We start from the raw sequence: 20,100 nt of genomic DNA, 5'->3' as shown, positions 1-20,100 counted from the left end.
TTATAAATATGTAAGCGAAATGCAATCACCGGATAAGGATCTGGTTGTTTGCCTTGGCAATCATTCCAGAGCCTTGTCGTGTGGCGTGGGCGTATTTTTTACAGATTGTTTCGAGGCTGTCAATAAAAATGTATGCAAAAAAAAAAGACTACATAAATTGGAAAATTAGCAATTACTAATTCATTCGGTATTGGTGCATTGCAGCACTTTTTGGTGCTGTGTTATTCACGGCTATATCCGGGCGCTGGCTATGCAGGAGCCTGTGCCTGCACCACGCTGGCGCAGAAGATGAGAGGCGGGTTGATTCGGTCAAGCCCTTGTCATGCATGGCTTCTGTGGCGTATCCGTTGCAGTCGCATGCTGTGGTTGCACGTGATTGTTTTGTTCCGGCTATGTATCGCGCCATTGGGATGGCCGGTAATTGTGGTTTACAACGGAGCGAATGTAAGCAAGCCTTGCCCGTGGGCTGTCGTGTTTCGTAGAATGCCCCGAATTACTACAGAAAATCTGCAACAAGACATCGCTGGCAAGAAACCGGTGCGGCCTCTCCGCCCGGGGGCGGCAGGATGGGGGAGGTTGTAAGCGTGCATCTGATCTATCTGCTCCTTACGGTGGGGCTGATCCTCTTTAATCTGTCTGGCCTGACAGCGTTAATGTGGCGCATGCTGCCCGCCAGTGCTGCCGCTCGTACGGCGGGCATATTGCTGCTGACCGTGTGCTTCTTTGCGCTGGAGCATTTTCATGGGTTGGGGGCACTGGCGTGGCTGTGGCCCCTGGCGACCGTTCTGTCCGGGATGGTGCTGGCTGGGCGGCGGGACTGGCGAACGCATCGTGAGTTCTGGGCTGGTGAAGCGGTCTTTGTACTGTGCTTTCTTTATGGTTTGGCCTGGCGCTTTGCCTTTCCCAATATCGATGCCGGCTCAGAGCATCTGACCGATCTCTATTTCATCAGTAACTACATGCCAGGCACCACCCTGCCGCCAACGGATCGCTGGCTGGTGGGCGGGGTATTCGATTTCTACTATGCCTTCCAGCATTACGGTGCCGCGTTGCTGGCGCGAATCTTCAATCTGGACGCGGGCATGGCCATGAATCTGGGCTGGGCCTTGCTGATCGGCTTGCTGGGTAGTCTGGCCTGGGAAATTGCCTCCCGCTTTATAGCCGCGCGCGGCTTGCGGGTGCTGCTGGTGGCCACGTTGCTGTTGGGGGGGAACGGTCTCTCTCCGCTGATGCCTTTCATGATCAAACCAGTTGAGCAGCCAATACCGGCCGGACTGGACGCCGAAGCGCTGCGCGGCTATGAACGTGGCAAGGCGCAGGCTGCTGCCCAGGATCGGCTCTGGGAAAGCACCCGCTTTGCCGGTATGTTCGACGAGCGGGTCAATACCTCGCTGGGGCGTGCGGTGGCGGGAGATCCCGCGAATCCCATGTTCCGCGAAAACCGTGAGTTGCCGCTGGAAACCGTAGCCTATCTGAGCTATCTCGGCGACTATCATCCCCCGCTGGGTGGACTGGTGTTGCTTCTGTGGGCGTTGGCACTGACGCTGGCCTATCGGGTCAATGCGAGCCAGCACGAGGAGTATGAGGCTGAAGCAGTAGTTAATTCTGGCCTGCGGCAAAATACATTGGTGTGTATCTTGCTGGGAGCCAGTCCTGCACTGGTTCTGGTGACCAATGCATGGGTGTTCCCGCTGCAGGCGTTGCTACTGGCTGCATGGCTGTTCTTTAGGCGGAGTGATCTTGCCCGGATCTGGCGCCCATTCCTCGGTGGCTTGTTGCTGGCTCTGGCGCTGATTTACCCATTTCTGAGTCATTTCGCACCGGCTTCGCTGGCCACGCCGCTGGCCTGGGTGAGCATGCGCGATCATTCGCCTCTGCCGTATTTCCTGGCGCTCCACTGGCCCTTCTTGCTGCTGGCCCTGCTGGGGATGCTGCTGGGCCGCACGAAGCCCTGGGCTGGCTGGCTGGCCATTTCCTTGCTGCTGCTGCTGGCCATGAGCGAGCTGGTTGTGGTTGATGACCCGCTGGGAGGCAAGTACGAGCGCTTCAATACGACGCTGAAATGGTGGTCATGGTTGTGGCCGGCTGCACTGGTTGGGCTGGGGAGCGTTGTGCTGGGATGTCGCAATCTGCTGGTGCGTGCGCTGGGTATCGTGCTGTGTGCCGCATTGCTGGTTTATGCCGTGGCGATTGCATCCTACTGGCTGCATACCGACAAACCCAACAAGGGGCAGCTTGCCGGCAATGGGTGGCTAAAGCAGGACGATACCGCGCGCGCCATCATTACCCATCTGCGCAACTCGCCGGATGGTATTGTGCTGGAGGCAGTCGAGCAGGGTGCCTATTCGCCCTCGTCGGCAATTGCGCTGAATGCCGGCAAGGGCGTGGTGCTGGGCTGGCCGGATCACGTTGGCCAATGGCGTGGCCAGCCGGCGCAGATTCCGCAGCTTGCCAATGATATTCGCGCCTTCTATCGGGGGCAGCTGGCTGATCCGCTGGGATGGTTGAATCAGAACAGGGTGCAGTACATCGTCTGGACCTGGGGCGATGAAAGCCGTGCGCCGGGGGTACGCCAGCAACTGCATGTGACCATTGGTAGGGATTATCACTGGCGGCCGTTCTATCAGAATGGTGCGCAGGAAGCCGGTATCTGGGAGCGCCGCAGCGCCCGCTAAGACACGCAACGAGAACACTCATGAATCTGATCTATTTCCTGTTTACCCTGCTGCTGCTGGTGGTCAATCTTGCGGGGCTTACCGCGCTGGTTAGCCGCTGGATCGGCTCGTACGCGCTGGCTCGCTCGGCGGGCGTCCTGCTGTTCTGCCTGGGCATGTTCTTCCTTGAGCATTTTCTTGGATTGGGCAAGCTGACGTGGCTCTGGCCCATGACCACGGCCGTGTCGGTCTTTCTGCTGTATGCCGAACGGCAGCGTCTGTTGCAAGGTGGCTTCCTGCGTGCCGAACTGGTGTTTGTGCTGGCTTTTGCCTACGGAATTGCCTGGAAGTGGATGTTTCCGATCATCTACCCGACCTCCGAACGGGTGACCGATCTGTTCTTCATTGGCAACTACCTGCCCGGGGCGCAGTTGCCGCCGCTGGATCACTGGTTCCCGCCGAACAAGTTCGATTTCTATTACGCCTTCCAGCACTATGCGGCCGCATTGATGGGGCGGATTTTCGGAATGGGCCCAGGGCTGACCTACAACATCGCCTTTGCGCTGCTGATGGCCCTGCCGATTACGCTGGCGTGGGATTTTGCGGCCCGTTTTCTGGCCGAGAGCTGGAAGCGCTGGCTGGTGGTCATCACGTTCACGCTGGGTGGCACCGGCGCCACGCCTTTTGTGCATCTGTCGCATCAGGCCCCGGCCAATGCCAGCGAGCAGGATATGGTCTACATCGCCAATGATGGCATGTGGGCGAGTCAGCGCTTTATCGGCCTGTTTGATCAGCGCCTGAATACACAATTTGGCCACAGCTGGTTCCCCAACAAGGCGGTCAATGGCTGGGAGCCACGCGAGCTGCCCTCCGAAGATTTTGGCTACCAGTACTACGTGGGTGATTATCACCCGCCGCTGGGTGGTTTCTTCCTGCTGCTGCTGGCCATCGCTGCAATTGGCGTGATCGAGACGGCCCGTGCAGCACGGCCCGCGACCGAGTCGGCGCCGGAACAGGTGGCGGAATCGACCTTCCTGCCAACCGCCTTGTTGGCGATGACCGTTCCGGTGATGATCGCGACCAATACCTGGACCTTCCCCCTGCAAGGCGCGCTGGTGCTGGGCTGGATTGCCTGGCGCTATCTGAACCGCCAGCCACCTTGCTGGCGCGCCCTGATTGCCGGTGGCCTGCTCGGCTTCTTGCTGCTGTATCCCTTCCTGGCCGGCTTTGCTGCCAAGTCGCTCTCCACGCCGATCAAGCTGGTCACTGCGCAGGATCACACACCATTCATGCAGTTCATGGCGCAGCACTGGCCGATTTTGCTGTTTGGTGCGTTGGCACTGTGGCAAAAGGAAACCCGCCGCATGGGGCTGCTGTTCGCCGTGGTTTTCCTGGGACTGTTGCTGATTTCCGAGCTGATCTATGTCGATGATCCCACTGGCGGGCGCTTCGAGCGTACCAATACCACGATGAAGTGGTGGGGCTGGATCTGGAGTGGTGCCGCAGTGGCATTGAGTGTCACGCTGCTGATGAGCGCCAGGCGCTGGGTGCAGGCGGTGGCGGTCGCCGCGCTGCTACTGATCAATCTCTACGCCTGGGATGTCGCGCGTTATGTGATTTACACCAACAAGGATGCCGCCGGGAAGATGGAGGCGCATAGCGTTTACACCCGTGATGCCACCGTGCGCGACATGTTCCGGTATCTGGAAAAGGCCCCCTACGGCATCGTGCTGGAAAACTGGTATGGCGACGCCTACACCGATTCGGGCATCTACGCCGTCTTTGCGGTGAAGCCCAGTCTGCTGGGCTGGCCCTCGCACCTGATGACCTGGCATGGCAGCGTCGGACAGGCCTGGGCGCTGAAGGAGCAGATCCGCCAGTTCTATGCCGGCACCCTGGCGGATTCGGCTGACTGGCTGATCGCCAACAAGGTTGAATACATCGTTTGGAACTACCGTGACCACACTGCGACGCCGGGAGCTTGGGCGCTGGTGAATCAGGCGATTGGCGGCAAGTATGCTTGGATCGAATTCCAGCAGAATCCGGAAAACAAGGTGGGTCTGTGGGTGCGTCGCAAGTGAGCATGCAGGGGCTCTGGCGACGTATGCCGCCAGGATTCAGACAATTCCTGCGTTTTGCGCTGGTAGGGGTGGCGGGTACCCTGGCACAGTATGGCGTGTTGTTTGTCGGGGCGGACCTGCTGGGGGCTTCGGCAACGTGGTCCTCGGCACTGGGTTACCTGCTGGGCTCGGTGGTGAACTACCTGCTGAATTACTATTTCACCTTTGCCAGCAGCAAGAGCCACCTGGAGGCCGCGAGCAAGTTCTACGTGATTGCCGGCTCAGGCTGGGTGATCAATACCGGGCTGATGGCGCTGTTTGCCGGGTACTGGGGCTGGCATCACTGGTTGGCACAGTTGCTGGTCACCGGCCTGTGTCTGCTGTGGAATTTTGCCGGCAGCAAGCTCTGGGCGTTTCGCCACCCGGCAACACAACAATAACGAGGCCGCCCGACGGCCGTGGATGGAGTTGAAATGATGAAACCGCTGCTTTCCGTGGTCGTCCCCGCCTACAACGAAGAGGCCGTGCTCGAGGTTTTTCATTCCCGCATGAGCGCGCTGTTTGATGAATTGCCGGATTACCGCTGCGAAATGATTTTCGTGAATGACGGCAGTCGTGATCGCACCCAGACGATTATCGATGATCTCTGCCGGCGCGATGTACGCGTGGCCTGCGTGAACCTCTCGCGCAATTTCGGCAAGGAAATCGCAATGACTGCCGGCTTTGATCATGCCAATGGCGATGCGGTTATCGTGATCGATGCTGATCTGCAGGATCCGCCCGAGCTGATCCATGATTTCATCCGCGAATGGAAGAACGGTTACGACGTTGTTTACGCCAAGCGCACGCATCGTGATGGCGAAACCTGGCTGAAGAAGGTGACCGCCAGTGCCTTCTACAAGGTGATGGACAAGGTGTCCGGCAAGGTGAAAATCCCGCGTGATACTGGCGACTATCGCCTGATGAGTCGCCGCTCGGTAGATGCCCTGCTGCAACTGCGCGAGCAGCACCGCTTCATGAAGGGCCTGTTTGCCTGGGTCGGTTTCCCGTCCAAGGCGATCGAATACCGGCGTGACCCGCGCGCAGCTGGCGAAACCAAATTCAACTACTGGAAACTGTGGAATTTTGCGCTGGAAGGCATCACCTCGTTCACCATCGCGCCCTTGAAAATCGCTACTTACCTCGGACTGCTGACGGCGGTGCTGGCCTTCGGCAATGGCCTGTGGATCATTGGCAAGACGCTGATCTGGGGTGAGGCGGTACGCGGTTATCCGACGCTGCTGGTGACCGTGCTGTTCTTGGGCGGGGTACAGTTGTTCTTTATCGGTGTGCTGGGTGAATATCTCGGCCGCATTTTCGGCGAGACCAAGCAGCGCCCGCTGTATTTCGTGCAGGGCTATCACCAGTCTGCCGCGAGCAGGGATGGTGGCTGATTTCCTGACCTGATTTCCCCCCCCCCCCAACAGCGCCTGCGGGCGCTGTTTTGCTGTGTGTGGCCTGCAAGCAGGCTGAACATAAGCGATATTTGCTGCCGGTCGCCGGGCGGCCAGGGTAATACATGCATCTGTATTGCCATGAAGTCCAGAAAATTCGCATTCTGTGTGGATATACCCCAGATTAGGGTATGAAAAAACCCTCCCGTTGCCGGGAGGGTTTCTGCTTCAAGCCGTCTGCGGAGCAGATTACTTGACCTTGGCCATTTCCTTGGTCAGCTCGGCATCGGCCGTGTCACCGTCAAGCGACCAGCTGAACAGACCACCCAGCTGGTTGTCGCGCACATATTGTGCCTTGAGCGCGATGTCGGCCGGGGTGTCGTAGCTCCACCAGTTGTTGCCATCGAACTTGTAGGACTGTTTGGTTACCGGGTGGTAGTACAGCTTGCCCGGCGCATTCTTCAGCACCTTGTAGTCCTCGATACCGGTTTCGTAGGTACCCTTGGCACCGGCTGCGGCCTTCTGGTACAGGCCGTCGCCGTTCGGGCCGGCTGCAACGCCGGTCCAGCCGCGACCGTACTTCGGAATGCCGACTACCAGCTTGTTGGCCGGAACGCCGCCCTTGAGCAGCAGCTGGATGGCGTCGTTGGTGTTGTACCAGGAAACCACGCTGCGACCGCCGGTCTTGGGATCGAGATACTGCGGGCTGTTCGGATCAGCATACAGGTGCGACTGGAAGTCGGTCGGGCCGGTGGCTGCCCAAGCGCCGTTGTAGTCGTAGTTCATGACGTTGATCCAGTCGAGGTGCTTGTGGTACTCGCTGGTTTCAGTCATCTCGATCTTGTCCTTGCCCGCGCCGATGGCAACGGTCAGGCCGTAGTGCTTGTTGTTGCTGGCGCCGATGGCGTTAAGCTGGTCGCGGAATTCCTTCAGCAGCAGCGTGAAGTTCTTCTTGTCGTCCGGCGAAACGGTGTTGTACGGCTGACCGACTACACCCGGGAATTCCCAGTCGATATCGATACCGTCGAATACCCCGGCTGCAGAGCCCGGGCCGCCAGCGTTCGAGCCATTGTCAAACGGCAGGTTGCCCTTGATGTAGACGTCGATACACGAAGCCACCAGTTGCTTGCGCAGTGCATCGGTTGCTGCGGCCTTGGAGAACCACTTGGACCAGGTCCAGCCGCCCAGCGAGATGTAGACCTTCAGATCCGGGTACTTGGCTTTCAGCTTTTTCAGCTGGTTGAAGCTGCCCTTCAGCGGGCCTTCCTTGCCATTGCGCGGATCATCCCACTTCTCCCAGCCCCACAGATCGGCGACGCCGTCCACGGATTGGGCGGCAGATACGCCGCGCTGGTAGTCGGCCCAGCTGTCGCCGCCGGTGCCGGCTTGCGGATCGTTCGGGTTGGTGGCGCCCGGCTCGAGCTTGTTCACCATGCCGCACTCGTAGCCGCCGTTCTTCTGGTAGATGTTGCCGAAGGCGTAGTTGATGAAAGTCAGCTTGGCAGCGGCGCCGCTGGTGTCGATGTCCTTGACCTGATAGTTACGGCCGTACACACCCCACTGGGTGAAGTAGGAGCCAACCTGGCGGGTGCTGGTGCCGCCAGGAGTCGGAGTAACAACCGGAGTCGGGGTTGCCGTCGGCGTCGGGGTAGCGGTCGGCGTCGGGGTAGCGGTCGGCGTCGGCGTCGGGGTAGCGGTCGGCGTCGGGGTAGCGGTCGGCGTCGGGGTGGCAGTCGGTGTCGGGGTGGCAGTCGGTGTCGGGGTGGCGGTCGGCGTTACGTTGCCGCAGGCGCCGAGATCTTTCCAGACACCCCATTCGCCGGACTTGCTCGGGTCATCACCCTTGGTCCACCACTTGGCTTCGTAGTTGCGGCCACCGAAGGTAACGCGGGTGGCGGCATTGTAGGCCGTGTCCGTGCTCCAGTTTTGGTAGCAGGCGCTCGGAGCCGGAGTCGGGGTTGCGCTCGGGGTGGCGGTGGGGCTGATTGCACCAACCAGCTTCCAGGCGCCGTATTGCTGCGAGCCCGGGATTTCGCCCTGGGTCCACCACTTGGCTTCCCAGGTTTGTCCCTGGTAGCTCACCTGGGCGCCTGCAGTGTAGGCGGTACCGGACTGCCATTCGGCAGCAAAGGCGCTTACGCAGACAAATGCCAGGGCCGCCGGCAGTGCGGCCAATCGGAACATTTTCATGTTGAACTTCCTCATCTTCCGTTTCGTTGTTTTCCCTTGCGGGGTCAGTCGGGCGGGCGATGCCCGCCAGTCGGTAGCATGTAGTGTGCTGCTGGCCCGAGTTGCTTGTTGTGCGCTCGGGCGCTGCATTTCTTCGGAATCATGCTGGACTAGGGCTGATCCTGAGCCTCTTTTCGAACGTGTAGGCAAGGCGGAATTTTTCATGTTTGGGCGGGGCTGTCAACGATCTTTTCGGACGTGTTGTAAGCGAAGTGGTTTTTGCAGTGCCGCATTTTTTGGCTGTCGTGCCTCGTCGCGGCATGGGCGTTGCACTTGATAGTTAGTGTGTTGAAAAAAAACAATAAAAGCATTTTCTAATGCATGGTTTATCAGTGCCTGTTTATACAGGGGTCGAGTGGTAGCTGGTCTGGTTCCGGATTGGCTGGAATACCGATTGTCGCCGGATTGGCAGCGCTTGCTGTAAGTAACTATTGACGGGGGACTACAAGTTGATACCATACGCGCCAGTGTGATGGCTGGGCGCTCTGCTAATTCAAAACACAGCGCAAACAAGGCCGGTACAAACCGGACGCACAGGGACTGGTCCTACCCTCACACACTCCAAGAACAGCCGTCTGCAGGTTCCGGAAGCCTGCGGAGCAGGGCATATGCCCGCGGCGCAGATGAATCCGGAGATGGAGTGTGAAAAGATGAAGCGATACCAATTGTCCGCGCTGATTGCCGGACTTTTCCTGAGTGTTTCGGTGCTGTCGGCCGAATGGGATTCCAAGGCCGTGTATACCGCCGGCCAGACGGTGACTTATCAGGGCAAGACCTGGAAAGCCAAGTGGTGGACCCAGGGTGAGATTCCGGGATCCCAGCAATGGGGCGCGTGGGGTGAAGTAGCCGGTACGGCCACCCCGACCCCGACGGCCACCCCCACCCCGGCTCCGACCGCTACGCCGACCCCGAAGCCCTCCGCGACTCCGACTCCGACTCCGACTGCAACGCCGACCCCGAAGCCGAGTGCCACGCCGACTCCGACCGCTACCCCGACGCCAACGGCCACTCCGACACCGACCGCAACTCCGGTTCCGACAGCCACTCCGACTGTTACCCCGACACAGCCTCCGGTGGTGACTGGGCCGTGTGAAGCCGGCTGGAGTGCGGCGACCGCCTATCAGGGCGGCGCCAAGGTTTCTTACCTGGGCTACAACTACAGCGCCAAGTGGTGGACACAAGGCAACGATCCGTCGCAAGGCGGTGTATGGGTGAGCAGCGGGGCTTGCTCTGGCGGCTCCACCGGTGGTGGCGGTACCGTGACTCCGACACCGGCTCCGGGCGGCGTGCCGACCAAGGCCGAAGCCGAAGCTTATGCAGCAACGCTGACCAACTCCGATATCTTCCGCAAGGTGAAGGCATCGGTGCGCACCCTGCCCAATAGCGTGGTCGAAGCGGTTGCGCCGGGCAAGGCGACCAATCCGGAGAACGTGAAGCGCGTCGAAGCGCTGGTTTCGCAGCAGAAGTTCGACTACTTCTTCCAGGTGCGCAACAAGGCCTATACCTATCAGGGCTTCCTGCAGGCCGTGGCCAAGTTCCCGGGCTTCTGCGACACCTACACCGATGGCCGCAACAGCGACGAAATCTGCCGCCGTTCGCTCGCCGGCATGTTTGCGCACTTCGCGCAGGAAACCGGTGGTCACAGCATCGTCGAGTTCGGCATTCCGGAATGGCGCCAGGCATTGGTGCACGTGCGTGAAATGGGCTGGACTGAGGGCATGTCCGGCTACAACGCCGAGTGCAACGACCCGGTATTCAACAAGACCTGGACCTGCGGCAAGCTGCCGGACGGCAAGTTCAAGGGCTACTTCGGCCGTGGCGCCAAGCAGCTCTCCTACAACTACAACTATGGTCCGTTCTCGCAGGCCATGTTTGACGGCGACCAGTTCAAGCTGCTGAACGAGCCGGAGCTGGTAGCGGATACCTGGCTGAACCTGGCATCTGCCGTGTTCTTCTTCATCTACCCGCAACCGCCGAAGCCCTCGATGCTGCACGTGATCGATGGTACCTGGGTGCCGAACGACTTCGACAAGGCACGCCAACTGGGTAACGACTTCCCGACCACCATCCAGATCATCAACGCCGAGTGCCAGGACAGCCCGACCAAGGCCGCCGCGCAGAACCGTCTTGACTACTACACCGAGTTCTCCCGCGAACTGGGCTGGGATATCAAGAAGGAATCGATGAAGTGCGCCGGCATGGGCCGCTTCGACGGTGGTTCGTCGGCAGCGTTCAACATCTACTGGGAAAAGGACTGGAAGGTCGGCGGTGACAACAAGTGCCAGCTGGTCAGCTACCAGACCCCGTACAATGCCCTCATCGACGGCCAGTACACCAAGTGTGTCGAAGCAAACTGGGGCGTGACCCTGAAGTAAGTCAGCAAGTCTGACAGTGAAACGGGAGGCCTTGGCCTCCCGTTTTTTCATGGGTGGGTTTGCCTGGTGCTTATTGCTCTGCGAGCTTCAGACTGGCCCGATGCTCCTGCTGCGTGCGCAGATATTTCTCGCTGGCCTGCAGGCAGCTCTGCGGGCTCTGGTCTTGCCAGCACACGGGCGCAGGGGCACGCCAGTCGGCGGTGATTGTGCCTGTATCTGGTGCTCTGACCGCAGGCGAATGTTCTGCGTAGATGGCATAAGCGGAGCCGCTGAGCAGGGCTGCCAGCAGCAGCAGGGGCGGAGTCGGGCGCATGGTTGTCTCGCATCAGGGATTTCCCTAGTTTATGCAAAAACTGACTTTGAATGTCAATAACTGTATTGTTTCGTGAATGAAAAAGGCGGGCCGATTGGCCCGCCTTTTATACGTCACTAGGTATTACCATGAACGCTTCTATAGCATTAATACAGGCTTCCATACCCTTTCAAAGAACCATTGCAGCAATCCAGCCGAATACCAGCAGTGGCAGGTTGTAGAAGATGAATGTCGGTACGACGGTATCCCACATGTGATCGTGCTGGCCATCGACGTTCAGGCCGGCGGTCGGTCCCAATGTCGAATCCGACGCCGGTGAGCCGGCGTCTCCCAGCGCACCGGCGACCCCCACGAGACAGACAATCGCAACCGGCGAGAAGCCCAGCTGCATCGCTAGCGGTACAAACAGTGTGGCAATGATGGGTACGGTGGAAAACGACGAGCCGATACCCAGAGTCACGATCAGCCCCACCAGCAGCATCAGCAGCGCGCCAAGGGCTTTGCTGCCGCCGACCATGGCAACCGAGTGGCTAACCAGCCGGGCCACGTCACCCGTGGCCTTCATCACTTCGGCAAAACCCGAAGCCGCGATCATGATCAGACCGATGGTGGCCATCAGCTTCATGCCGACGGTAAAGGTGCTGTCGGCGTTGCGCAGCGGTACGGCGCCGCCGGCAACACAGACGATAAAGCCGGTCAGCGCGCCCAGCAACATCGAATCCAGCCACAGCTGTACCGCAAAGGTGGCCATGACGGCGGCGCCAGCGACCCACAGTGATCGCGGCGTATAGCGGCGGCTTTCCTGTTCGACTTCCGCCAGCTTTTCCAGACTGTAGTTACGCGGCTTGCGATAGGCGACGAACACGGCCAGCAGCAGGCCAACCAGCATGCCAAGCGCGGGTATGTGCATGGCATGCATCACGTCGACGCCGGCCACGGGCAGACCTGCCTTTTCGATATTGCCCAGCAGGATCTGCTTCAGGAAGATTTCCCCAAATCCCACTGGCAGCCACATGTAGGGGGTGATCAGGCCGAAGGTCAGGATGCACGCCACCATGCGACGGTCGACCTTGAACAGCGTCAGCGTATACAGGAGAGGCGGCAGCATCAGCGGGATAAAGGCAATGTGGATCGGCAGCAGATTCTGCGAGGCAATCGCCATTGCCAGCACCGCCAGCAGGATGCCCCATTTGACGCGGGCGCCGGTACCTTGCTGTTTCACCAGCAAGGCCAGCCGGTCTGCCAGTGCATGCGGCAGTCCGGATTCGGCCAGCGCCATGGCAAAAGCCCCCAGCAGCGCATAGGAGAGCGCTACGCCGGCACCGCCTCCCAGTCCGTTCTGGAAGGCGCCCAGCGTGTCGCTGATGGAGAGCCCGCCGGCCAGTCCGCCGACAACGGCGCTGACAATCAGGCTGATGACTACATTGACCCGCATGAGCGAGAGGCCGAGCATCAGTGCAACGGCCAGCAGAACGGCATTCACGGCAATATCCTGAAACGCATGGTAAACCCGCACTGTACGTAGGTTTGCTTGCGCCCGGCATCGGGAGTTTCCGTAGCTGCTGCGGCCGCCGGATGCGCAGCCCGGGATAAACAAAGGGGGCTGGTGGCGATGTAGTATGTGCATTCACCGAGTGGAGAGCGTCATGAACTTCCTGGAGCTGGAGTGGAATGGTATTGCCCTTGCCGGCAGTGTGCAGCTGCCGCCTGGCGCCCGGAAAGGGCTGTTGCTGCTGCATGGTTTTACCGGTAACCGCATCGAGTACACGTACTTCTTTGCCGAACTTGCGCGCCAGCTCGAAGGCCGTGGAATTGCGACGTTCCGGTTCGACTTTCCGGGTTGCGGGGAGAGTGGCGGCAATTTTGCCGATATCACGCTTGCCCAGCAGGCCGGGGTGACGCGGTTTCTGCTAAGCGAATTGACGCCGCGTTATCCGCAACTGGAATGGCATCTGCTGGGTTTCAGCATGGGTGGTCGTGTCGCGCTGCAGGCCGCAACGGCGTGCGGGGGGCAGCTGCAGTCGCTGGTTTTGCTGGCCCCGGCAATGAATCTGGCGGATGTGGTCGCACAGGCCCATGCGCAAGGGGTGCCTCTGGTGGATGGCAGCAGTGATTTTCTGGGCATGCCGATTGGTGTGCCGCTGCTGGAGGAGTTGCGTGCAAACGATCCACTGTCGGGGGTGGGCGAGCTTGATCTGCCGGTGCTGATTGTGCATGGCGAGGGCGATCTTGCTGTACCGGTCGGCAGCAGCGCAGCCTTGGCGCAGGCCTTGCCCCTTGTCCGCCGCGAAATCTGGCCACTGGCTGATCACACTTTTTCCCGACTGAGCTGGCGGCGGGAGCTGGCGCAGCGGCTGGCGGACTGGGTGCAGCAGCCGCTGGGGTGACAGGTAATTTTCCCACCAAATGCTGTGATTTTGTGCGGCGCCACCTGCTAGGCCTCCACGGATAATGCACTTCATTGCAAGGTCAGCACCGGACACGCGCTGAACTTGCTTCTCTCCTAGATTGTCATTGCAGACCACCCGAGCGGTGGTCTTTTTTTTTTGCCCGGTCTCACCGAAGTTCTCAGGACATTCGGGTAATTTTGCGCAGCGAGTGTGTGACTTTCTGCCACGCCTCCAGATCGGTGCTCATGGATAATGATCTCAGCTGCAAGACAGGCAATACGCTTCTTTGCATCTCTCCTCTGATTGATCCGATTCAGGCCACCCGTGCGGTGGTCTTTTTTTGTCTGGAATCGGCGAGGCGTGCAGCGCACAATAGCCGGTCTTGTTCCCCGTTGTGGATTCACCATGCTGTTTGCCATTTTCACCACCATTTTCGGCACCCTGATGGCGCTGCTGCCCATCTGCAATCCGCTGATCTCGGTCGGCGTATTGCCCGGGCTGACTGCGCACCTGAGTGAGGCCGAGCGTGCCCGCCAAGTCCGGCGAGCGTGCTATTACATGGCCGGCATCCTCACCACTTTCCTTCTGGCCGGGGCGCTGATCATGGATTTCTTCAGCATTTCGATTCCCGGCCTGCGCATTGCCGGCGGAATGATCGTCAGCTTCATCGGTTTTCGCATGCTGTTTCCGGTCGAGCGCCCCGCCGGGCTGACCAATGCCGCCGAGGAGGAAGCGCATAACAAGGACGATATTTCCTTCACGCCGCTGGCGATGCCCTTTCTGTCCGGCCCCGGCTCGATTGCGGTCGTGATCTCGATGTCCTCCGGCCTGCATGCGCAGAACGAGATGCCGCTCTTACTGGGTTACGCCAGCGTGGTCGCCGGGATTGCACTGACAGCTTGGGTTGCCTGGCTGACGCTGCGGGCCGCCGCGCCACTCTATCGTGTGCTGGGCGAAAACGGCATCAATGCCGTGGTGCGCATCATGGGCTTTTTCCTGATCTGCATCGGGGTGCAGTTTTTTATCAACGGCGTGAGCAATCTGTTGCACGACCCGACCTTCATGCCGCAGCGCGTTGCCGCCAGCCCCTAGCCGCATCCGGTGTTTTGATTGCTAATAGCTATTGATACTTTGAATTTGTTTGTTTTTTATGATGGCCGGTTTCCGACTACACTGCTGCTACGCGAAACAAGAGGGCACTAGGCATGTGTATGGTGATGAGCGGGTTTTTCCCGCTACTGCTGGAGCTGGCGGCAGATTATGCAGCGAGTAGCTAGTTTCAGGGTATGCTGCTGGAACTATTTTATATATTGACTTTGCATTAAATACACCGTGGCGTATGCGGTATGCATCAGCTTAAAGCGCGGATGCGTGCCGCAATCTGCTGCGGTACGTCGTCGGCCAGACAATCAATGCGCTCGACATCATCCATGCCGCGCAGCCAGGTCAGCTGGCGCTTGCACAGCTGGCGTGTCGCGACGATGCCGCGGTAGCGCATTTCTTCACGATCACAGTTGCCGTCCAGGTATTCCCACATTTGCCGGTAGCCGACGCAGCGCATCGACGGCAAATCCAGTGAAAGACTGTATTTCGCACGCAGGACTTGCACTTCGTCTTCGAGTCCCCTTGCGAGCATCAGGTCAAAACGTTGCGCGATGCGCTCGTGCAGTACGGCTCGCTCGGACGGTTCCAGTGCGATTTTCAGCAGCCGGTAAGGGAGCGGGGCACAACCGGGTTCGGCCAGAATCGCCGACATCGGCCGGCCGGCCAGCAGGCAGATTTCGATCGCGCGTTCGATGCGTTGCGAATCGGTGGGTTTGAGCCGCGCCGCGGTTTCCGGGTCGAGTGCGGCCAATCTGGCATGCAGATGCGGCCAGCCGAAGCGGGCTGCCTCGGCTTCCAGCTCCGCACGCAAGGCGGCATCACCCTGCGGCAGATCGTGAATCCCATGCTGCAGCGTGTTGTAGTAGAGCATGGTGCCGCCCACCAGTACTGGAATTTTGCCGCGCGCGGTGATTTCCGCCATCAAGCGCAGTGCATCGTCGCGAAACTGGCCGGCGGAATAGTTTTCCTCGGGACTGATGATGTCGATGAGGTGATGTGGCGCGCGTGCGAGTTCATCGGCGGACGGTTTGGCGGTACCAACATCCATGTCGCGGAAGACCAGTGCCGAGTCGACCGAAATCAACTCGACCGGCAGACCGGATTCGACCAGATGAATGGCGGCAGCAGTTTTGCCCGAGGCAGTCGGGCCCATCAGAAATACGGCAGGGGGCAGGGCAGTCATGGCGCGTATGCTAGCAGCTCTCGTCCCGGACAGTCAGACCTGTCGTGCCACTGGCTGGAGTTTTTATATACCTGCCACTGTATATGTGCCGGAATAGGATTTTGCTGAGTATGGCTGGATATACCCAGGGCCACGCTGAGGACGATCACGATTTCTCTTTGCGGCAGAAGGTCTAAGCTGAAGTATCCACAATAGGAACAGGGCTTATGTCTGCGCTACTCGGGGCATTCACGCCCCTGCTGCATGGCGGGCTGGCGAATCTGGCTGCCTACCTGGCAGCCCACGTCCTCCTGTGCCTGTTGCCGGCCTTTTTCATTGCCGGAGCCATGGCGGCGCTGATTCCGCAATCGGTGGTGACCCGTTTCCTCGGGCGTGAGAGTCCGGGGGGGCTGGCCTATCCGGCGGCGGCAGCAGCTGGATCCTTGCTGGCGGTGTGTTCATGCACCATCGTGCCGCTCTTTGCCGGAATCTATCGCAAGGGGGCTGGGCTGGGGCCGGCGGTGACCTTTCTGTTCTTCGCGCCGGCGGCGAATATTCTGGCGCTGGTCTATACCGGAGGCGTCATCGGTGCGGATCTGGCGCTGGCTCGCCTGCTGCTGGCACTGGTGTTCGGGATCGGCATCGGGCTGAGCATGGCGCTGCTCTTCCCCGACGCGGAGCAGGCGGTGTGCAGTGATGCATTCGCCCGGCGGGGTGATGAACGGATGGCGCGCAGCGGCCTGCAGTTTCTGCTGCTCTGGGTGGCGCTGCTGCTGGCTGGAACACTGAAACTGGCGGTGCTCAGTACGTCTGTGCTCACTGTGAAGCTGCCCTGGGCCGGGGCGGCGCAGTGGCAGGCAGTGCTGGATGTCTGGGTGGTGCACGATGCCGCCCGTGGCGAAGAAGGGATCAGTGTGCACGGCGCCTTGCTGGTGCTTCTGTTGCTGGTGCTGGGGGGGCTGGCCTGGCGCGGATTTGAGCGAATCCATGCCGGCATGAATGCGTGGGCACGTGCGGCACTGCTGCTGCTGGCGCTGACCATTGTGCTGGCATCGCTGAACGTCCAGGCTGTGCCTGAGGGGCTGCAACTGGGCGTGCCTCTGCGAATGCTGCTGCTGGCGGGGCTGTTGCTGGCCCTGTGGCTAACGGCACGCCGGCTGGGCGCCGAGGCGCTGCAGGACTGGCTGTGGGAATCCTGGCGTTTTGCCCGGCAGATCATGCCCTTGCTGGTGCTTGGCGTGCTGGTTCTTGGCATGATACGGCCGCTGATCCGGCCGGAGTGGATCCAGACGCTGGCTGGCTCCAATACCCTGAGCGGTAATCTGGCCGGTGTGCTGTTCGGCGTGTTCATGTATTTCCCGACGCTGGTCGAGGTACCGATCGCTCATCTTTTCCTGCAGCTCGGGATGCATCGCGGGCCTTTGCTGGCCTATCTGATGGCGGATCCAGAATTGTCGCTGCAGAGCATGCTGGTTATTGCGGCCATCATCGGCAAAGTGCGCACGGCCGTGTATGTGCTGCTGGTGGCACTGTTCAGCGTGGTTGCGGGCTGGACTTACGGGGCGTGGATTGACGGCGCATCAGTTGCCTGGCTTGCCTTACTGATCGCTCTATTCATCAGTGGTTTGAGTGTGCTGCTGCGGCTTGGGGCCCGGTGGCGTGCCGGCCATGACTAGCGGAGGTGTGTATGCTGACCATCAAGATTCTGGGTCCGGGCTGTGCCAACTGTCAGAAGCTGGCGCAGATTGCGGCTGAAGCCGCCGAGCAGTTGGGTATTCCGTTCGAAATCGTCAAGGTAACCAAGATGGACGAGATCATGCGATATGACATCCTGCGCACACCGGGGCTGGTCATCAACGAGCAGCTCGTGTGCTCGGGGCGTATTCCGACGACCAATACCGTTGCCGCATGGCTGCAAGAGGCCCGGTCAGACTGAGTCGAGCCGGCGCCTTTACTTGCTGGACAGGCAGTCCGTGAGCCAGCGCTGTGCGGAGGTTAGATCCTGAAACCAGCCGAAGCGTAACTGCTGGCGCGCGTAGATGGCATCAATAATGCTGCGCATGACTTCGGCTCCCTCGGCTTGTGGATCAACCACATATGCGACGGCAACCGTTGCCAGCCCGGCTTCATTCTGCGCGGCCAGCGACCCTTCCAGCGCAGCCAGTGCCTCCGGGGTTGCTGCAATGCTGCCGGCGAATTCGGCCAGAATCGCGAACGGTCCCTGGGCCGCGGTGGCGGCCATCAGGCCGCGATCGGCGGCATCCAGTGCCTGCAGCAGCTCCAGATTGAAAGGGCCGGTGGCCTGATAGCGCAGTAGCTGGCCTTCCGCCCAGACTTCGACATGACCATGTGCGGCGAAGCGGCTATGGCCACTATGGTTGCGGGTGCTAATCTTGTTCATGCGGTTGGTGCCTGCTTGCGTGTTTTGCTTTCTGGGCGGGGATGCGGCTAGCCGGGGTGGCCGAGCGCGCGGGCAATGAACTGGCGCGCCACGCGCGGTTTCGGGATGCGCGCATCGACAAATTCGGCAAACCAGCCGCGCACGTCGTCATCCAGACACAGCCCGTGCATGTAATTGTAGAGCGCCTTGTTGAGTGCGCGACCGAGCGCATCGTGATCCACACCGGTCGGGTCGATAAAGCCGATGTCGTTGGTCGCGAAGCTGATTTCCGGCAGCGGAATCAGCTTCACGCCGTATTCTTCCGGACTTTTGCCGACCGGCGAATGCACGGTGCAGGCAAAGCGGTGGAAAAAGCCGGACTGGATGCAGCCCTCGGCAAACAGCTGCCGCACATACTCCAGCGCATCGACAGTGTCTTGCAGCGTCTGCGTCGGAAAGCCGTACATCAGGTAGGCGTGCACCAGAATGCCTGCCTGACTGAAGCCAGCGGTGACGCGCGCGACCTGTTCGACGGACACGCCTTTTTTCATCAGCGTAAGCAAGCGGTCACTGGCGACTTCCAGTCCGCCGGAAATGGCGATGCAGCCACTGTCCGCGAGCAACTGGCACAGCTCGGGCGTGAACGATTTTTCGAAACGGATGTTGCCCCACCAGGAAATCGTCACACCGCGCCGCAGCAGTTCTTCGGCCAGCGCCTTGAGCATTTTTGGCGGCGCGGCTTCATCGACGAAGTGAAAGCCGGTTTGCCCCGTTTCCGCAATGATGGCTTCGATGCGATCAACCAGAATCTCGGCTGACGCGGTTTCGTAGCGTGAAATGTAGTCGAGCGTGATGTCGCAGAAGCTGCACTTTTTCCAGTAGCAGCCGTGCGCGACGGTCAGCTTGTTCCAGCGCCCGTCGCTCCACAGCCGGTGCATCGGGTTGAGCATGTCCAGCAGTGACAGGTAGTCGTGAATCGGCAGCCCGTCCCAGGTCGGCGCGCCCCATTCCTCGAAGGGAACGTCCGGCTCGGGGAAGTTGATGTAGCGGACCTTGCCGTTCTCTCGAACAAACGTGCGAACCAGCCGCTCGGCGCTGCGTTTGCCCTCCAGGTGGTCGATCAGTGCCAGCAGCGGGCGTTCGCCCGAATCCAGCGTGACGAAGTCGAAATAATCGAAGACGCGGCCTTCTTTCAGCTCGCGCAGCTCGGTATTGGCAAAGCCGCCACCCAGCGCGGTTCGGATGTGCGGGTGGTTTGCCCTGATCGTCTGCGCGATGCGAAACGCGGCGTACACCGCGCCGGGGAAGGGTACCGAGAGCAGGACCAGATCGGGCTGGTGCCGGGAGAGGGCGGCGAGCGTCAGTTCCGCCAGTTCGCGGTCGATGAGGTTGGGGGGCGCGGCGAGTGCTTGTGCCAGCGGCTCGAAGGTCGGCTGGCTGATGGCCAGCGATTCGGCGTAGCGTACGAACTCGAAGCGTTCATCGATGCCATCGCGCAGCACATCGGCGAGATCGTTCAGATACAGCGTCGCCAGATGGCGGGCGCGGTCATGCGTGCCCAGCGCGCCGAAGGCCCAGGCCAGGGGATCGTTGCTGTCGTCAATGGTATAGGCGTCCACTGATGCGAAGCGCGGGCCTTCGGGCAGGAAGCTCCGGCTGACGATGCGGTGCGCCAGTGTGGTATCGCGCCCTTGCAGGAAGGCGATCACCGGCGCGATGGTGCGCTGGTAGTGTTCGTAATGATGGATGAAGGAGCGCAGCGCCGGGCTGCGCTGCTTCTTCGGAATGTCGAGCACTGCGTCGAGCACGCGCGCAAGGCCGTCCTTTGATAGCAGCCGCAGCACCAGCGCCAGCGCCAGGTCTTCCTGTTGAGCGGGTATGCTTCTGGATCTCAGAAACCCCGTTATGTACGCGGTAGAGGGGTAGGGGGTATTGAGCTGTGTCATCGGCGGGATGAGCGACAGCACGCGGAGGGAGGCAGAGCTTGGCGCGGTCATGAT

At 60.3% G+C, this 20,100-nt stretch carries 15 protein-coding genes; 9 read left to right on the top strand and 6 right to left on the bottom strand.

Annotation, left to right across the window (positions count from 1 at the left end; all coding sequences use genetic code 11):
- Positions 1 to 584: 584 nt before the first annotated feature.
- From INR99_RS13755 to INR99_RS13740, 4 genes are read left to right on the top strand one after another with little or no spacing between them, the layout of a single operon-like run.
- Positions 585 to 2,675, top strand: a complete 2,091-nt coding sequence (locus INR99_RS13755) for a DUF2298 domain-containing protein (RefSeq protein ID WP_194116942.1) — start codon at positions 585 to 587, stop codon at positions 2,673 to 2,675.
- Between the two features lie 20 nt (positions 2,676 to 2,695).
- Positions 2,696 to 4,735, top strand: coding sequence for a DUF2298 domain-containing protein (locus INR99_RS13750; RefSeq protein WP_194116940.1), 2,040 nt, complete (start codon positions 2,696 to 2,698; stop codon positions 4,733 to 4,735).
- On the top strand, positions 4,717 to 5,154 hold the full coding sequence (locus INR99_RS13745; RefSeq protein ID WP_308431498.1) for a GtrA family protein: 438 nt from the start codon (positions 4,717 to 4,719) through the stop codon (positions 5,152 to 5,154). Before INR99_RS13750 ends, INR99_RS13745 begins: the two co-directional genes overlap by 19 nt.
- A gap of 36 nt (positions 5,155 to 5,190) precedes the next feature.
- Positions 5,191 to 6,147, top strand: coding sequence for a glycosyltransferase family 2 protein (locus INR99_RS13740; RefSeq protein ID WP_194116938.1), 957 nt, complete (start codon positions 5,191 to 5,193; stop codon positions 6,145 to 6,147).
- A 249-nt stretch (positions 6,148 to 6,396) separates the two neighbouring features.
- Here the strand turns inward: INR99_RS13740 and INR99_RS13735 are convergent, their stop codons facing one another.
- Positions 6,397 to 8,337: a glycosyl hydrolase family 18 protein gene (locus INR99_RS13735; protein ID WP_228098320.1), complete on the bottom strand. Its 1,941-nt coding sequence runs from the start codon at positions 8,335 to 8,337 to the stop codon at positions 6,397 to 6,399.
- 689 nt (positions 8,338 to 9,026) lie between these two features.
- Here INR99_RS13735 and INR99_RS17835 point away from each other — a divergent pair.
- Positions 9,027 to 10,751: a glycoside hydrolase family 19 protein gene (locus INR99_RS17835; protein ID WP_194116937.1), complete on the top strand. Its 1,725-nt coding sequence runs from the start codon at positions 9,027 to 9,029 to the stop codon at positions 10,749 to 10,751.
- A gap of 70 nt (positions 10,752 to 10,821) precedes the next feature.
- On the opposite strand, the gene INR99_RS13725 is transcribed toward INR99_RS17835, so the two are convergent.
- Together INR99_RS13725 and INR99_RS13720 are read right to left on the bottom strand one after the other, a co-directional pair.
- Complete coding sequence (locus INR99_RS13725) at positions 10,822 to 11,064, bottom strand: hypothetical protein (protein ID WP_194116936.1); 243 nt, start codon at positions 11,062 to 11,064, stop codon at positions 10,822 to 10,824.
- A gap of 169 nt (positions 11,065 to 11,233) precedes the next feature.
- Positions 11,234 to 12,547 (bottom strand): Na+/H+ antiporter family protein, encoded by a 1,314-nt coding sequence (locus tag INR99_RS13720; RefSeq protein ID WP_308431497.1) that lies wholly within the window; start codon positions 12,545 to 12,547, stop codon positions 11,234 to 11,236.
- A gap of 163 nt (positions 12,548 to 12,710) precedes the next feature.
- Here INR99_RS13720 and INR99_RS13715 point away from each other — a divergent pair, with 163 nt between their 5' ends.
- Together INR99_RS13715 and INR99_RS13710 are read left to right on the top strand one after the other, a co-directional pair.
- Entirely contained in the window at positions 12,711 to 13,451 is a 741-nt protein-coding gene (locus tag INR99_RS13715) for an alpha/beta hydrolase (RefSeq protein ID WP_194116933.1), read from the top strand.
- A 408-nt stretch (positions 13,452 to 13,859) separates the two neighbouring features.
- Positions 13,860 to 14,546, top strand: a complete 687-nt coding sequence (locus INR99_RS13710) for a MarC family NAAT transporter (protein WP_194116931.1) — start codon at positions 13,860 to 13,862, stop codon at positions 14,544 to 14,546.
- Positions 14,547 to 14,805: 259 nt separating this feature from the next.
- Here the strand turns inward: INR99_RS13710 and miaA are convergent, their stop codons facing one another.
- A complete protein-coding gene (miaA, locus tag INR99_RS13705; RefSeq protein ID WP_194116930.1) occupies positions 14,806 to 15,741 on the bottom strand; it encodes a tRNA (adenosine(37)-N6)-dimethylallyltransferase MiaA in 936 nt (311 codons plus the stop codon).
- A gap of 206 nt (positions 15,742 to 15,947) precedes the next feature.
- Here miaA and INR99_RS13700 point away from each other — a divergent pair, with 206 nt between their 5' ends.
- Both INR99_RS13700 and INR99_RS13695 read left to right on the top strand, forming a co-directional pair.
- Positions 15,948 to 17,396 (top strand): permease, encoded by a 1,449-nt coding sequence (locus tag INR99_RS13700; RefSeq protein WP_194116928.1) that lies wholly within the window; start codon positions 15,948 to 15,950, stop codon positions 17,394 to 17,396.
- Positions 17,397 to 17,407: 11 nt separating this feature from the next.
- Complete coding sequence (locus tag INR99_RS13695) at positions 17,408 to 17,656, top strand: thioredoxin family protein (protein WP_194116927.1); 249 nt, start codon at positions 17,408 to 17,410, stop codon at positions 17,654 to 17,656.
- A gap of 15 nt (positions 17,657 to 17,671) precedes the next feature.
- On the opposite strand, the gene INR99_RS13690 is transcribed toward INR99_RS13695, so the two are convergent.
- On the bottom strand, positions 17,672 to 18,121 hold the full coding sequence (locus INR99_RS13690; RefSeq protein WP_194116925.1) for a hypothetical protein: 450 nt from the start codon (positions 18,119 to 18,121) through the stop codon (positions 17,672 to 17,674).
- Positions 18,122 to 18,168: 47 nt separating this feature from the next.
- Positions 18,169 to 20,097, bottom strand: a complete 1,929-nt coding sequence (locus INR99_RS13685; protein ID WP_194116923.1) for a B12-binding domain-containing radical SAM protein — start codon at positions 20,095 to 20,097, stop codon at positions 18,169 to 18,171.
- Positions 20,098 to 20,100: the final 3 nt, after the last annotated feature.

It is taken from the genome of Chitinilyticum piscinae, from assembly GCF_015223195.1.
Taxonomy (GTDB): Bacteria; Pseudomonadota; Gammaproteobacteria; order Burkholderiales; family Chitinibacteraceae; genus Chitinilyticum; species Chitinilyticum piscinae.
The sequence above is the reverse complement of the archived record's forward strand: the minus strand, read 5'-3'. Positions and strand labels throughout refer to the sequence as shown.

Bases quoted from the DNA above. Each gene is read 5' to 3' on its own strand.
- INR99_RS13725 (WP_194116936.1), bottom strand. From the start codon at position 11,064: ATGCGCCCGACTCCGCCCCTGCTGCTGCTGGCAGCCCTGCTCAGCGGC.
- INR99_RS13700 (WP_194116928.1), top strand. From the start codon at position 15,948: ATGTCTGCGCTACTCGGGGCATTCACGCCCCTGCTGCATGGCGGGCTG.
- INR99_RS13685 (WP_194116923.1), bottom strand. From the start codon at position 20,097: ATGACCGCGCCAAGCTCTGCCTCCCTCCGCGTGCTGTCGCTCATCCCG.
- INR99_RS13740 (WP_194116938.1), top strand. From the start codon at position 5,191: ATGAAACCGCTGCTTTCCGTGGTCGTCCCCGCCTACAACGAAGAGGCC.
- INR99_RS13715 (WP_194116933.1), top strand. From the start codon at position 12,711: ATGAACTTCCTGGAGCTGGAGTGGAATGGTATTGCCCTTGCCGGCAGT.
- INR99_RS17835 (WP_194116937.1), top strand. From the start codon at position 9,027: ATGAAGCGATACCAATTGTCCGCGCTGATTGCCGGACTTTTCCTGAGT.
- INR99_RS13695 (WP_194116927.1), top strand. From the start codon at position 17,408: ATGCTGACCATCAAGATTCTGGGTCCGGGCTGTGCCAACTGTCAGAAG.
- INR99_RS13750 (WP_194116940.1), top strand. From the start codon at position 2,696: ATGAATCTGATCTATTTCCTGTTTACCCTGCTGCTGCTGGTGGTCAAT.
- INR99_RS13735 (WP_228098320.1), bottom strand. From the start codon at position 8,337: ATGAAAATGTTCCGATTGGCCGCACTGCCGGCGGCCCTGGCATTTGTC.
- miaA (WP_194116930.1), bottom strand. From the start codon at position 15,741: ATGACTGCCCTGCCCCCTGCCGTATTTCTGATGGGCCCGACTGCCTCG.
- INR99_RS13710 (WP_194116931.1), top strand. From the start codon at position 13,860: ATGCTGTTTGCCATTTTCACCACCATTTTCGGCACCCTGATGGCGCTG.
- INR99_RS13690 (WP_194116925.1), bottom strand. From the start codon at position 18,121: ATGAACAAGATTAGCACCCGCAACCATAGTGGCCATAGCCGCTTCGCC.